Annotated in this window: 12 protein-coding genes; 1 reads left to right on the forward strand and 11 read right to left on the reverse strand. The window is 58.5% G+C overall.

Annotation, left to right across the window (positions count from 1 at the left end):
- The first annotated feature begins 82 nt into the window (after nt 1-82).
- Complete coding sequence (locus tag ACGS9J_RS02750) at nt 83-988, forward strand: LysR family transcriptional regulator (RefSeq protein ID WP_442229544.1); 906 nt, start codon at nt 83-85, stop codon at nt 986-988.
- Between the two features lie 118 nt (nt 989-1,106).
- Here ACGS9J_RS02750 and ACGS9J_RS02755 read toward each other — a convergent pair whose 3' ends face one another.
- The 11 genes from ACGS9J_RS02755 to cheA all read right to left on the reverse strand — a co-directional run bounded on the left by ACGS9J_RS02755 (nt 1,107) and on the right by cheA (nt 14,182).
- Nucleotides 1,107-1,511 carry a flagellar protein FlhE gene (locus ACGS9J_RS02755; RefSeq protein ID WP_442229545.1) on the reverse strand — a complete coding sequence of 135 codons (405 nt, stop codon included), beginning with the start codon at nt 1,509-1,511 and terminating at the stop codon, nt 1,107-1,109.
- Nucleotides 1,511-3,589 carry a flagellar biosynthesis protein FlhA gene (gene flhA / locus ACGS9J_RS02760; RefSeq protein WP_442229546.1) on the reverse strand — a complete coding sequence of 693 codons (2,079 nt, stop codon included), beginning with the start codon at nt 3,587-3,589 and terminating at the stop codon, nt 1,511-1,513. The genes ACGS9J_RS02755 and flhA overlap by 1 nt, the downstream gene beginning before the upstream one ends.
- A complete protein-coding gene (gene flhB, locus ACGS9J_RS02765) occupies nt 3,582-4,733 on the reverse strand; it encodes a flagellar biosynthesis protein FlhB (RefSeq protein ID WP_442229547.1) in 1,152 nt (383 codons plus the stop codon). The genes flhA and flhB overlap by 8 nt, the downstream gene beginning before the upstream one ends.
- A 172-nt stretch (nt 4,734-4,905) precedes the next feature.
- Nucleotides 4,906-5,550, reverse strand: coding sequence for a protein phosphatase CheZ (gene cheZ, locus ACGS9J_RS02770; protein ID WP_442229548.1), 645 nt, complete (start codon nt 5,548-5,550; stop codon nt 4,906-4,908).
- A gap of 10 nt (nt 5,551-5,560) precedes the next feature.
- Entirely contained in the window at nt 5,561-5,950 is a 390-nt protein-coding gene (gene cheY / locus ACGS9J_RS02775) for a chemotaxis response regulator CheY (RefSeq protein ID WP_442229549.1), read from the reverse strand.
- Between the two features lie 218 nt (nt 5,951-6,168).
- A complete protein-coding gene (locus tag ACGS9J_RS02780) occupies nt 6,169-7,218 on the reverse strand; it encodes a protein-glutamate methylesterase/protein-glutamine glutaminase (RefSeq protein ID WP_442229550.1) in 1,050 nt (349 codons plus the stop codon).
- Nucleotides 7,218-8,090, reverse strand: coding sequence for a protein-glutamate O-methyltransferase CheR (gene cheR, locus ACGS9J_RS02785; RefSeq protein WP_442229551.1), 873 nt, complete (start codon nt 8,088-8,090; stop codon nt 7,218-7,220). Before cheR ends, ACGS9J_RS02780 begins: the two co-directional genes overlap by 1 nt.
- A 28-nt stretch (nt 8,091-8,118) precedes the next feature.
- On the reverse strand, nt 8,119-9,744 hold the full coding sequence (locus ACGS9J_RS02790) for a methyl-accepting chemotaxis protein (protein WP_442229552.1): 1,626 nt from the start codon (nt 9,742-9,744) through the stop codon (nt 8,119-8,121).
- An 85-nt stretch (nt 9,745-9,829) separates the two neighbouring features.
- A complete protein-coding gene (locus ACGS9J_RS02795; RefSeq protein ID WP_442229553.1) occupies nt 9,830-11,500 on the reverse strand; it encodes a methyl-accepting chemotaxis protein in 1,671 nt (556 codons plus the stop codon).
- A gap of 171 nt (nt 11,501-11,671) precedes the next feature.
- Entirely contained in the window at nt 11,672-12,172 is a 501-nt protein-coding gene (gene cheW, locus ACGS9J_RS02800) for a chemotaxis protein CheW (protein WP_442229554.1), read from the reverse strand.
- Between the two features lie 33 nt (nt 12,173-12,205).
- Nucleotides 12,206-14,182 (reverse strand): chemotaxis protein CheA, encoded by a 1,977-nt coding sequence (gene cheA / locus ACGS9J_RS02805; RefSeq protein WP_442229555.1) that lies wholly within the window; start codon nt 14,180-14,182, stop codon nt 12,206-12,208.
- Nucleotides 14,183-14,184: the final 2 nt, after the last annotated feature.

A 14,184-nucleotide genomic window follows, 5' to 3' on the forward strand; every position in this document is an offset into this window, starting at 1 on the left:
GACGTGTGAAGCTAGTCTATTAGGTGTGGTATGAGGTATAAACCATGTAAAACTGAACGCACTGTCATTCAAAAGGTAAACAATGATCAATCTCGATGCGCTGATGATCTTTGCCCGTATCGCTGAAATGTCGAGCTTTTCGCGGGCGGCCGAAAGCCTGGGTATTCAGAAAGGGCGTGCCTCTATGGTGGTGCGAGATCTTGAGCGGATGCTCGGGGTTGCGCTGTTGCATCGGACAACCCGCTGCGTGCAGCTGACTGAAGATGGCCGTGATTTTTATTCCCGCGCATGCGATTTACTGGCTGAAGCGGCAGAATTACAGTCTCTGTTTGCGGGAAACGGCGCCCCCTTGCGAGGTAAGTTGCGCGTGGATATGCCAACCGAGCTAGCGCAACATGTTGTGGTGCCTGCGCTTCCCACACTCATGGAGTTACATCCAGAACTGGAGCTGGAAATTTCCAGTACCGACCGCCGTGTTGATCTCGTACAGGAAGGATTCGATTGCGTGATCCGTCTGGGGCCGATCGTCGACGAAAACCTGATCGCCCGTTCTCTGGGTCATATACGCATGATAAATGCGGCCAGTCCGGACTATCTGGCGCGCTTCGGCACCCCCCATACCCTCGATGACCTGCACAGGCAGGGACATAGAATGGTTCACTACACGCGAGCATTTGGAACCCGGCTTGCTGGCTGGGAATATCCCGTCGCTGACGGTTATGCTTCACTCCCGTTGCCAGGTACGATGAAATTTAACAGTGTGCAGGCTTATCATGCTGCCGGGCTTGCGGGTATTGGGTTGATCCAGGCTGGATATACCGCGCTGGCATCCCATATTGAGCGCGGCTCGTTAGTCGAGATACTCCCACATCTGCGGCCGGAGCCCCTCCCCGCGTCATTTGTCGTGGCTCATCGACGCAACCTGTCGGACAGTGTTCGCGCCTTTATGAACTGGATTGACGGTGTTCTGAAGCCTTACTTTGATTGACCGGTTGGCGGGTGGGGTTCCTTGCATCTTTAGCTTTCTCCCCCTTCCAGGCGGTTTTATCGTCACCTCTGCAGCGTGAACGCCTGGCCTGAGGATTCTCTCTTGGGCCGTTTTAGTTTTACTCGTAATTCACGATCACCTGGTTGCTAATAACGCGCAGCGGCGGATTCAGGCTGCCGCGCGCCTGTACGTAATAAACAAAACGCAGCTCGGCATTCGCCGGTTCCCCCTTCAGCCCGGTGCTGCTGCCACTGCCGCCGCCCAGCACGATACAGCGGGTCAGGGTGCAAAGTTGAACTTGCATGCCCGCCGGCTCGGCGGCCAGCAGACGGTAATGCCAGCTTACGCTGGTGATGCGCGCATTGGGGTCGGGCAAGGTATTGGGCGCACGTAACCCCGACGATTCGCCCCGCTCCCCGCCGTATTCCAGCGTGGCGCCGACGCTGTCGGCCACCCAGGAACCGGATGCGGCCTGCACGCTCAGCGGCGCTAACAGGCACATTAACGCCAGACAGCGCTTCATTATGCGGCCCCAATGGTGGAGGTCATGCGGATCTGACGGTCGTCATTAATTTCCAGGTTAGACAACACCACGATCTGCGGCAGGCTACGGCGCAGGAAGCGTGCCAGCAAAGCCCGCAACGCGTGATTCACCAACAGTACCGGCGGCGCGCTGAGCATTTCCTGCCGCTGCAACGCCTGTTTGGCCTGATCCAACAAGCGATCCGCCAACCCCGGTTCCAAACCGCCGCCGCCCTGCAGGGCTTGCAATAGCAGACGCTCAAGCTGGGTATCCAGACCAATCACCTGAATTTCCCCGTTGCCCGGGAACCATTGCTGGGTGATCGCCCGCCCCAGCGCAACCCGCACTACGGTGGTCAGCTCATAAGGGTCAGTTTGTGCCGGTGAATGTTCCGCCAGCGTTTCAATAATGGTGCGCATATCGCGGATTGAAACCCGTTCCGCCAGCAGGTTCTGCAACACCTTGTGCAGCGTGGTCAGGCTCACCACGCCCGGCACGAAATCTTCGGTCAGCTTCGGCATATCCTGTGCGACGCGATCCAGCAATTGCTGGGTTTCCTGTCGGCCAAACAGCTCGCTGGCAAACTGGCCAATCAAATGATTGAGGTGCGTCGCCACCACCGTGCTGGCCTCTACCACGGTAAAACCCTGGATCTGCGCCTGCTCGCGCAGCGCACTGTCAATCCATACCGCTTCCAGCCCAAAGGCCGGATCGGTGGTTTTATCCCCCGCCAACTCGCCCACGGCATTGCCAGGGTTGATTGCCAGCCAACGGCCCGGTTGCGCTTCGCCGCTGCCGATTTCTACGCCCTTCATCAGGATGCGGTAACTGGCCGGCGGCAACTCAAGGTTGTCGCGAATATGCACTACCGGCGGCAGATACCCCATCTCCTGCGCGAATTTTTTACGAATGCCGCGGATACGGCCTAACAGCTCGCCGTTCTGCTGGAAATCCACCATGGGGATCAGCCGGTAGCCAACCTCCATACCCAAAGGATCTTCCAGCTGTACGTCAGACCAGCTGGCTTCCACCGCCTGGGGGTTATCTTGCGTGACCGGTGCTTCTTGCTCTTTGGGCGCTTGTTGGTCGCGCCCGCGCAACCACCAGGCCAAGCCTAACAGGCCCGCGGTGAACAGCAGAAACACCAGGTTCGGCATCCCCGGCACCAACCCAAGCAGGCCGAGCACGGCGGCGCTAAGCAACATCACGCGCGGGTTGTTGAACAGTTGGCCAACCATCTGCTCGCCAACGTCCTGATCGGTCGCCACGCGGGTCACGATAACGCCGGCAGCGGTCGAAATGACCAGCGCCGGGATCTGCGCCACCAGGCCGTCACCGATGGTCAGCAAGGTATAGGTTTCCGCCGCCGTCCCCAGTTCCATTCCATGCTGAAGCACGCCGACCAGCAGGCCACCGACCACGTTCAGTATCATGATCATCAGGCCGGCGACCGCATCGCCACGCACGAATTTGCTGGCGCCGTCCATCGAACCGTAGAAATCCGCTTCCTGCGTGACCTCGGAGCGGCGTTTTTTCGCCTCTTCTTCAGCGATCAGACCGGCGTTGAGATCGGCATCGATCGCCATCTGCTTGCCCGGCATGCCATCCAGCACAAAGCGCGCCCCCACTTCGGCGATACGCCCGGCACCTTTGGTGATCACCATAAAGTTGATCAGCACCAAAATGATAAACACCACGATGCCGATGGCGAAGTTACCGCCGACCAGGAAGTGGCCGAAGGCTTCCACCACGCGGCCTGCCGCAGCGGAACCGGTATGCCCTTCCATCAAAATGATGCGCGTCGAAGCGACGTTGAGCGACAGGCGCAGCAAGGTCGAGAACAGCAAAATGGTGGGGAATGCGGCAAATTCCAGCGTGCGCTGGGTAAACATCGCAACCAGCAACACCATGATCGACAAGGCAATATTGAAGGTGAACAACAGATCGAGGATGAATGCCGGCAACGGCAGCACCATCATCGACAGGATCATCAGGATCAGTATCGGGCCGGCCAGCACCTGCCACTGCGTATCTTTAAAACTGCCCGGCAAACGAAGCAAGGCGGCCAAATTAGCCATTTGTATTACTTTCTCCAGCAAAATCCAGTGCTTCCGGCACCGGTAAACGTTCAGGTTTTTTCGGGATCAGCCCCCCTTCGCGCCGCCAGCGACGCAGCTGATAAACCCAGGCCAGCACTTCGGCCACGGCGGCATACAGGGTGGCGGGAATGTGTTGCCCAATCTCGCTGTGTCGATACAGGGCACGTGCCAGCGGGGGAGCCTCGAGCATCGGGATACGGTGTTCTGTTCCCAGTTCACGAATGCGCAGCGCAATTTCACCGGCGCCCTTGGCCAGTACCTTCGGCGCACTCATGTTTTTATCGTTGTACTGCAGCGCGACGGCGTAATGCGTCGGGTTGGTCACAATGACGTCGGCCTTGGGGACGTCGGCCATCATCCGCCGTCGGGCGACCGCGCGCTGTTGCTGTCGGATGCGCCCTTTAACGTGCGGATCGCCCTCCTGTTCCTTGAACTCGTCGCGGATGTCCTGCTTGGTCATCTTCAGCTTTTTGAAGTGGCTCCACAGTTGGTAAAACACGTCAAACGCCACCATCGGCGTCAACCCGAGCACCACCAGCAGGCCACAAAAGATGATCATTCGCAGCGCATTACCGAGGGCATCGAGCGGTTGTTGCGTCACTAAATGCAGCATCGCCGCCCAGTTGTGCCACAGGTATAAACCGGTGATCCACCCCACCAGCGTCGCCTTCAGGATGCCCTTCAACAACTCCGCCAGCACCTGGCTGGAAAATATCCGTTTCAGGCCGGACAGCGGATTCATGCGCTTGAGATCAAACTTGAGCGATTTACTGCTTAGCAGCAGGCCGCCGAGCAGCATCGGCGCGGTGAGAGCGACCAACACCAACCCTGCCATGATCGGCAGCAGCGCCCACACCGCCTGACGTAGCAGCATCGCCAATTGGCGCAGCATCTGTTTGTCGTTGCTGACCATGCCGTGATCGAAATTCAGCCCCTGGGTCAGCATGGCGGCCAACTGCTGCGCCATGTTGCCGCCGGAAATCCAGATAATCGACAAACCCGCCACCAGCATCAGCACCGACGTCAGTTCGCGCGAACGCGGGATCTGGCCATCTTCACGCGCCTTTTCCACCCTGTGGGGTGTGGGGGCCTCGCTCTTTTCCAGATCGCTGTCTTCAGCCACGGGCGGTTCCTGTGCCGGAGGGAATAAAATTGCGGTCAGCATGCCAAAAAAATGCCGATTTCATTGGTGGAACAACGGGGGAAAAGGTGGGTTATTTGGGGGATGGGGAAGATTGGGGACGCAGGAGCAGCACTGCCTGTCTGGGGCGCAACAAGATGCGCCCCAGGAGCTATCAGAAACCCAGGCTGTCGAGAAGATCGTCCACCTGCGCCTGATTTGCGATAACGCCGGCGCCGTTCTGATCGAGCTGCGGGCCATTGAGCAGGCTGTCGTTCGGCTTTTTCTCTTTCGCCGGTTGCTCCGGGATATTTTCCATCAACACCATCAGCAGCTGCTTTTCAATCTCCTGCACCACGTCCATCATGCGTTTGATTACCTGACCGGTCAGATCCTGGAAATCCTGCGCCATCATGATTTCCAGCAGCTGGGCATTGGTGAACGACGTATGTTCCGGCACCTGATCCAGGTACTGGCGGGTATCGGTAACCAGTTCACGCGCGTCGTCCAATTCAATCGGATTGGCGAACCACTCGTCCCAACGGCCTTTCAGCCCCTTGGCTTCGGATTCCAGCTGCGCCTGGCGCGGTTGCGCTGCCTCCACGCAGTTCAACGCCCGTTCCGCCGCCTGCGCCGTCATGGTGACCACGTAATCAAGACGATCGCGTGCATCCGGGATTGCCTCTGCCGCCTGAGCGATCGCCTGATCGAGCCCAAGTTCGCGCATGCTGTCGCGCAACATCCGCGTCAGTTGGCCAATGCGGGAGATGATCTCCCCCGCGGTTGCCGCATCGCTGGCAGGCATTGGAATGTCTCTCATCGCCCTCTCCTTACATGCCCAGTTTTTCAAAAATCTTATTGAGCTTTTCTTCCAGCGTCGCCGCCGTAAAAGGTTTCACCACGTAACCGCTGGCACCGGCCTGCGCCGCCGCGATAATGTTTTCTTTCTTGGCTTCCGCCGTCACCATCAGCACCGGCAGCGCCGCCAATGCGCCGTCGGCGCGAATGGTCTGCAACAGCTCAAGGCCGTCCATGTTCGGCATATTCCAGTCGGACACCACAAAATCAAAGCCGCCGGCACGCAGTTTGTTCAACGCATCCGCACCGTCTTCGGCTTCTTCCACGTTATTGAATCCCAACTCTTTCAGCAGGTTTCTGACGATACGACGCATAGTGGAAAAATCATCCACCACCAGAAATCTGAGGCTTTTATCTGCCATATTTACTCCCAAGGTTTAACCGTTTTTCCCCGTCGCCTTTCCAGCCGCAGCGTTGTTACCTGCACTCACGCACCCCAGTCACTTACTTAAGTAAGCTCCTGGGGATGAGTGAGCTGGGCGCCTAGCTGCAACTGGAAATGCATAGGGTAAACTGCTCGAAACAACAACCAACCTTGCGGCGGTTATCAGCTAAAACCCCTATCACTAAGGGGATAAAATCAAATACGCAGCGCTTGCCCACCGGCAATTTGCGCCAACATGCGCTGGCTCATGCGCTCCAGTTCCACGACTTCATTCACTCCGCCGGTGGCTATCGCCTCGCGCGGCATGCCGAACACCACGCAACTGGCTTCGTTTTGCGCCAGGGTATAAGCCCCGGCACGGTGCATTTCCAACATGCCCGCCGCGCCGTCATTGCCCATGCCGGTCAGGATCACGCCAACGGCGTTGCGCCCGGCGTACTGCGCAACCGAGCGGAACAGTACGTCTACCGATGGCCGATGACGATTAACCGCCGGGCCATCGTGCAGCTTCACCTGATAGTTGGCACCGCTGCGTGACAGTTCCATATGGCGATCGCCCGGCGCGATATAGGCATGCCCCGGCAGCACGCGCTCACCGTCCTCGGCCTCTTTCACCGTGATTTGGCACAGCTTGTTCAGCCGTTCGGCGAACGAACGCGTAAAGCCCGGCGGCATGTGCTGAGTGATCAGCAACGCCGGGCTGGTGGCCGGCAGCGGTTGCAGCACCTGCCGAATGGCTTCGGTGCCGCCGGTAGAGGCCCCGATGGCAATCAATTTTTCACTGCTCAGCAACGGTGCGTGGCTGAGGATCGCCGGTGCCGGGCTGCTGGAGCGTTGCGGCAAGCGCGCCTTGGCCGCCGTGCGGATTTTCTCGGCAATCAGTTCGCTGTAGGCCAACATGCCTTCGCGGATCCCCAACTGCGGTTTGGTGACAAAATCCACCGCCCCCAGCTCCAGCGCACGCAGCGTAATTTCCGAGCCTTTACCCGTCAGCGACGACACCATCACCACCGGCATCGGTCGCAGACGCATCAGCTTTTCCAGGAAGTCGAGGCCGTCCATGCGCGGCATTTCGACGTCCAGCGTCAGCACCTGCGGGTTAAACTTTTTGATCAGATCGCGCGCGACCAGAGGGTCCGGCGCACTCGCCACCATCTCCATATCGGGGTGGCTGTTAACAATTTCGGTCATCAACTGCCGCATCAGGGCCGAATCGTCTACGCTCAATACTCTGATTTTATTCATTACCTCTCCTTGGTCAGGCCATACACGGTCTGCCCACGCAAGTAGAAATCCCGGCTGATCTGGCTGAAATTCTCGGAGTGGCCGGCAAACATCAGGCCCCCCGGTTTAAGCAAGGGCACGAAGCGGCGCAGAATGCGCTCCTGTGTCGCCTTATCGAAATAGATCATCACGTTGCGGCAGAAAATAGCGTCAAACTGTCCCGGCAGCGCCCATTCCGGCGCCAACAGGTTGAGTGCCTGAAAATTCACGCGCCCCGCCAGCTCCGGTCGCACCCGCACCAGCCCCTGATGCGGGCCGGTACCGCGCAGGAAATAGCGTTGCATCTGTGCCGGTGTCAGGGTGCGCAAATCTTCCTGGCGATAAACGCCCGCTTCGGCTTTTTCCAGCACCTGAGTATCGATGTCACTGGCCCACACCTGACAACCGGTAGCCCGCTGTCCAAGCACCTCACTCAGGGTGATGGCGATCGAATAAGGTTCTTCGCCGGTCGAGGCTGCGGTGCTCCACACGCTATAGCCGTTAGGCCGTTGACGCGCATGCTCCGCCAGGATCGGGAAATGATGAGCCTCGCGGAAAAAAGCCGTCAGGTTGGTGGTCAGCGCATTGATAAACGCCTGCCATTCCGCGCTGTTCGGATCGCTTTCCAACAGCGCCAAATAATCGCCAAAATCGTTCAGACCCAGCAGCCGCAGGCGTCGCACCAGACGGTTGTAAACCATCTCGCGTTTGTGCTCCGCCAGCACGATGCCGGCGCGCTGATAAATCAGTTGGCTGATACGGCGAAAATGCACGTCCAGCAACGGCAGGCGCTGCACCATCTGCGTCAACAAGGTCGCAGAGTCTCGGTTAGGGATCGACGTTGCCGGCTTCATGCCAGATCACTCAATAAAAACGGGCTGCTTATGCGGTTTGACAATCTGGGGCTTCCTTTACCACGGGTGAAACTGCGTCTTGAGGGTTAGCCTGCGCGGTGAAGTTATCGTCCGCCAGGCGGAATACCGACACCGCGTCGGCCAGGGTAATTGCCTGATCCTCCAGTGCGGTAGCCGCCGAGGCGGCTTCTTCTACCAGCGCGGCGTTCTGCTGGGTTACCTGATCCATTTGGGTCACCGCCTGCGTGACCTGTTCGATGCCGCGACTCTGCTCATCAGACGCCGAAGCGATTTCACCCATGATGTCGGTAACCCGGGTGACCGAACGTACGATGTCCTGCATGGTGGCGCCGGAGTTTTCCACCAGCACCGAACCTTGTTTGACGCGGCTGACCGATTCGTCGATCAGGCCTTTGATTTCTTTCGCCGCCTGCGCGCTGCGTTGCGCCAGGTTGCGCACTTCGCCGGCCACCACTGCAAAACCGCGCCCCTGCTCGCCGGCACGTGCGGCTTCGACCGCCGCGTTCAGCGCCAGGATATTGGTCTGGAAGGCAATACCGTCGATCACGCTGGTAATAGCGCCTATCTTCTGCGAACTGTTGGCGATGTCGTGCATTGTTGTGACAACGTCACCAGCCAATTCGCCGCCCTTGGCCGCGGTGGTAGAAGCGTCACGGGCCAGTTGCGAGGCCTGACGCGCGTTATCGGCGTTCTGTTTCACCGTGGCGGTCAACTGTTCCATGCTGGCGGCCGTTTCCTCCAGTGAGGCGGCCTGCTGCTCGGTACGAGAAGAGAGATCGTTGTTACCTTCGGAAATTTCCTGCAGGCCAATCAGGATCGATTCCGCGCCGTCACGCACCGCGCCCACGGTGCCAATCAGTGAATGCTGCATGCGCTGCAAACTGGCGAACAGCTGGCTGATCTCATTGCGGCCATACACCTGAATCGGCGTGGCCAGATCACCAGCGGCGATGCGGTCAAAATGGCTGCGCATGATATTCAACGGCTGCACCAGCATGTTGCGCAGCCACCACATGGCGCTGCCCGTCACCACGATCAGCATCAACACCGCGCCGGCAACCAGCCAGCCGGACAAGGTGAACGACTGCTGATTCGCCGCATTGGCCTCGCTCACGCTGGCGTTAACCCACTGCAGATACTGGACAAAATCGGCTTCAAACAGATCCTGAGTTTTCTGCGTCGGCTGGTCCATAAAGGCCTGCAACCGATCGTTCTCCAGGAAGACAATCAGCTCACGCAGCGCGCTGCGCAGCCGGTCGTAACTGGCTTTGGTGGTTTCGGTCAGTTGTTGTGCCTGCTCACTGTTACGCGGCACGGCCAGGAACTGATTGAAATAGAGGTCGGCTTTCTGCAGCGAACTGCGCGCATTGCCCATCAACGCATTGACCTGATCCTGCGGCAATTTAAGCGCCGCCCGCGTCCCGGCGCGGTTCAGCGTATTGCGGGCTTGCAGCAACGACACCCAGCTCAGGCTGAGAGCATCGCGCTGTTGGCTGCCGAGGGTGATCAGATTCAGATTGTGGTGATCGGAACGGAAAGCGGTGTACGACAAGCCGCTGGTGGCCAACTGCATAACACAAAAAGTCATCAACAACAGAAACAAGCTGGTAGAGACGCGGATTCGGTTAAACACTGTGAACCTCCTTGCAGCCGGCCGATGGCCAGCTCACGACGGGGAATCGGCCTCCCCCCGTGAACGGAAGGAGGCCCAATGCCGGTTAGAACGTTTCCCAGTTATCCTGCGGATCGCTGGCGTTCATTTTTTTATGATTGAGTACCGGTGTGACTGCCGCCTTGCTGTTGACGGGCATTTTGAACTCGTCCTGGCCTGCCGCTTTCAGGCGGAAAACCGCCACGGACTGGGTCAGCATGCTGGCCTGTTCTTCCAGCGCCTCTGCCGCAGAAGCGGACTCTTCCACCAGCGAGGCGTTCTGCTGAGTGACACGGTCCATTTCCGCGACCGCCTGGCCGACCTGATCGATACCGCGGCTTTGTTCGTCCGAAGCAGAAGCGATTTCGCCCATGATGTCGGTAACGCGGGTCACGGCATTGACGATATCGCCCATGGTTTCCCCTGCGCTTTCCACCAGTACCGAGCCCATATCGACGCGGTTGACGGAGTCTTCGATCAGGCCTTTGATTTCTTTCGCCGCCTGAGCGCTGCGCTGTGCCAGATTACGCACTTCACCGGCCACCACCGCAAAGCCACGCCCCTGCTCACCGGCACGCGCCGCTTCTACCGCCGCGTTCAGCGCCAGGATATTGGTCTGGAAAGCAATACCGTCGATCACGCCGGTAATGTCGGCTATTTTCTGCGAACTGCCGGCAATGTCGTGCATGGTCTGCACCACATTGGCCACCACCTTGCCGCCTTTCTGCGCGGTTTCGGAGGCGCTCAATGCCAGTTGGCTGGCCTGACGGGCATTTTCGGCGTTCTGTTTCACCGTGGCGGTCAACTGCTCCATGCTGGCGGCGGTTTCTTCCAGCGAGGCGGCCTGCTGCTCGGTGCGTGAAGAGAGATCGTTGTTGCCGGCGGCGATTTCGGATGCACCGCTGTAGATGGCATCGGCGCCCTGACGCACACCGCTGACGGTGTCGATCAATTCGCTCTGCATGTGCTTGAGACTGGCGGCCAACACGCCCATTTCATTGCGGCTGGTCACGGCAATCGGCTGGGTCAAATCACCGGCGGCAATCATCTTGATGTGTTCGATCATCCGGTTCAGCGGACGCACCAGAATGTGGTGGATACCGCTCCACACCAGCACGATCACCGCCAGAACCACCAGCAGCACGACGGCCAACGTCCAGATAGCGAAGCTGAACGAATTGTTGCTGTCTTCCACCGCGCTCTGATAAAGCTTGTCGTTCTGCGCCAGGTAGATGTTGTAGATAGCTTCGAATGCGTCCTGATAGCTTTGCGTCGGTTGATCAAAGAAGGCATTGATTTTGCCTTCGCCCAGCAGTTGGATCAGTTCAGACAGCGCGCCGTGCAAAATGCCGTATTGCTGTTTGAGTTTTTCGGCTGACTGCGCGTCCTGACGGGCGTCGAGAGGGATTTTGTCATAGGCGGCGTAATGCTGTTCTGCCACCACCAGGTTGCTCTTGGCGGTCGCCAACAGTTCGCTCACGCTGGCACCGCTGCCAATTTTGTTGGCATCCATCATGTAACGGATACCGGCACGGTTGAGCGTGTTACGCGCCTGCAGCAGGTTGACCCAACTTTCGTTCAGCTCGGACTGCTGCTGACGAATGGTCTGCAAGACGGTGAAGTTTTCTTTGTCATTCTTCAGTGAGGAGAAAAAGAGCCCGCCTGAAACCAGCTGCAAGGCGCCAAATAACACCAGCACCAGTAACAGACTGGTGACCACCTTCATACGATTAAACATGTTTTCCCTTGTTGAACGCCCGCGCGGACAGGCCCTGATTACGTTGATTGACAGAGTTATCGGCGCGGCGGAAAAGAACTTTATGCAGGGAAGTAACTATTTTATGCAGAGTTTGGGTTTGTCCGGTTTCCAGATCAGGGCGCGGCATGCAGCGCCCCTACGGCTAGCGGATCAGGCGCTTTTCGCCACGCTGTCGACCAGCGACAGTTCTTCGCTGCTCAGCAGCTTTTCGATATCCACCAGGATCAGCATGCGTTCGCCCAATGAGCCCAGCCCGGTCAGGTATTCGGTGGCCAGCGTCACGGCAAATTCCGGTGCCGGACGGATCTGCTCGGTGGTCAGCGACAGCACGTCAGACACGCCGTCAACCACGATGCCCACCACCCGCAGGCCAAAGTTCAGCACGATCACCACGGTGTTTTCATCGTAGGACACGTCCTGCTGGGCGAACTTCACCCGCAAATCGATAATCGGCACTATCACGCCACGCAGGTTGGTGACGCCCTTGATAAAGGCCGGAGTATTGGCAATACGCGTTACCTGATCGTAACCGCGGATCTCCTGCACCTTAAGGATATCGATGCCGTACTCCTCGTTGCCCAAGGTAAAAATCAGGAACTCCTGCCCTACCGTTTCGCCAGCCAGTTTGCTGACGGTTGCCAGTCCTGCCATGTCATTCACCCTTTAAATCAATATATTAAATTATTATGCGGCTGCGTCCGTCTGACGCTGTTCGCGGTTCAGGGTTTGCAGCGCCGAGACGTCGACAATCAGCGCCACGCTGCCGTCACCGAGAATGGTGGCGGCGGAAATTCCCGGCACCTTGCGATAGTTGCTTTCCAGATTCTTCACCACCACCTGGTGCTGGCCGATCAGTTGATCCACCAACAGCGCATAGCGGCGGCCGGCACTTTGCAAGATCACCACAATGCCCTGGGTCGCGTCGGTTTTGGCCCCCGCCACGTCGAATACCCGGAACAGCTCCACCAACGGCAAATATTCCCCGCGTACCTGCAACACCCGCTCGCCACCGGCCAACGGATGCAGGTCTTCGGCCTGCGGCTGCAGCGACTCCATTACCGCGTTGAGCGGCAGGATAAACACTTCGTTGTTCACCTTGACCGACATACCGTCGAGGATCGCCAACGTCAACGGCAGCAAGATCCGGATCGCGGTGCCCTTGCCCGCCTGGGAGTGGATTTCAACATGTCCGCCCATTTCCTGAATGTTCCGCTTCACCACGTCCATACCCACGCCGCGACCGGAGACGTCGGTCACCTGCTCGGCGGTGGAAAAGCCCGGTGCGAAGATCAGCATGCCGACGTCTTCATCGCTCATGCTGTCGCTGACCGCCAGCCCCTGCGAGGCCGCCTTGGCGAGAATTTTCTCGCGGTTCAGACCGGCACCGTCGTCGGTGACTTCGATACAGATATTGCCGCCCTGATGCTCTGCCGACAGGATCAGGTTACCCACCTCCGACTTGCCCGCCGCGAGGCGCGTCGCCGGATCTTCAATACCGTGATCCAGGCTGTTGCGCACCAGGTGCGTCAAAGGATCGATAATGCGTTCAATCAGGCTCTTATCCAGCTCGGTAGAACTGCCCTGCAGCTGCAACTCCACCTGCTTGTTCAGTTTGCCGGCCAGATCGCGCACCAGGCGAGGGAAACGGCTGAACACGTACTCCATCGGCATCATGCGGATCGACATCACCGACTCTTGCAGGTCACGCGCGTTACGTTCCAGCTGGCTCATGCTGTTAAGCAGATCGCCATGATTTACCGGATCCAGGCTGCCGGAGCGCTGCGCCAGCATCGACTGGGTGATCACCAGTTCCCCGACCAGGTTGATCAATTGGTCCACTTTTTCTACCGCTACGCGGATACTGGTGGATTCGCTGGCCTTGGCCCGTGGCTTGGGCGCTTCCGCCGGTGCGGGCGCAGCTTTGGCAACCGCGGGCGCAACGGCCACCGGGGCAATCGGCTCGGCGACCACCGGCGGCAGCTCAACCTGCGGCGGCGTGGTGAAGCTGATTTGTTCCGGTTCCAGTACAAAACACAGCACCGCGCTGATGTCATCTTCACTGGCGGAGGTCAGCAGCGTCACTTCCAGGCTGTTGTCGGTCTGATGCGGGTTTTTCACCTCGCCCAAATTGCCCAACTCTTCCAGCATCAGCGGGACTTCGTTCGGTTTTAAACCACACAGGCAAACCCGCATCCCGCCTTCGATTGCCGCCGGTGCGGCGGTAATTTGTTGCGTGGCCGACGGAGCCGGTGCCGGGGCATCCTGCTGCTGCGCGTCCAACGCAAGCTGTCGCAGCGCCTGACAGATGTATTCAAAACTGTCGACGTCAGGCTTTTGCGACGTTTTATAGGCGTCCAGTTGCTCCTGCATAATGTCTTTGGTTTCCAGAAACAGGTTTATAATCTCGGTGCTCAGGCTCATTTCCTGACGCCGCGCACCGTCCAACAGGTTCTCCAGCAGGTGGGTGGTTTCCTGCAGCACCGAAAAGCCAAAGGTCGCCGCACCGCCCTTGATCGAGTGCGCGGCGCGGAAAATGGCGTTCAGCGGCTCAATGTCCGGAGCCAGCGGATCCAGCTCCAGCAGGTGTTGCTCCATGTCGGCCAGCAACTCGTCTGCTTCATCAAAAAAAGTCTGATAAAACGCACTAATATCCATGCTCACGG

The sequence above is a fragment of the Serratia quinivorans genome (genome assembly GCF_052113645.1).
In the GTDB taxonomy this organism is placed as follows: domain Bacteria; phylum Pseudomonadota; class Gammaproteobacteria; order Enterobacterales; family Enterobacteriaceae; genus Serratia; species Serratia quinivorans_B.

Bases quoted from the DNA above. Each gene is read 5' to 3' on its own strand.
- ACGS9J_RS02755 (WP_442229545.1), bottom strand. From the start codon at position 1,511: ATGAAGCGCTGTCTGGCGTTAATGTGCCTGTTAGCGCCGCTGAGCGTG.
- cheY (WP_442229549.1), bottom strand. From the start codon at position 5,950: ATGGCAGATAAAAGCCTCAGATTTCTGGTGGTGGATGATTTTTCCACT.
- ACGS9J_RS02780 (WP_442229550.1), bottom strand. From the start codon at position 7,218: ATGAATAAAATCAGAGTATTGAGCGTAGACGATTCGGCCCTGATGCGG.
- ACGS9J_RS02750 (WP_442229544.1), top strand. From the start codon at position 83: ATGATCAATCTCGATGCGCTGATGATCTTTGCCCGTATCGCTGAAATG.
- flhA (WP_442229546.1), bottom strand. From the start codon at position 3,589: ATGGCTAATTTGGCCGCCTTGCTTCGTTTGCCGGGCAGTTTTAAAGAT.
- cheR (WP_442229551.1), bottom strand. From the start codon at position 8,090: ATGAAGCCGGCAACGTCGATCCCTAACCGAGACTCTGCGACCTTGTTG.
- ACGS9J_RS02795 (WP_442229553.1), bottom strand. From the start codon at position 11,500: ATGTTTAATCGTATGAAGGTGGTCACCAGTCTGTTACTGGTGCTGGTG.
- cheW (WP_442229554.1), bottom strand. From the start codon at position 12,172: ATGGCAGGACTGGCAACCGTCAGCAAACTGGCTGGCGAAACGGTAGGG.
- cheZ (WP_442229548.1), bottom strand. From the start codon at position 5,550: ATGAGAGACATTCCAATGCCTGCCAGCGATGCGGCAACCGCGGGGGAG.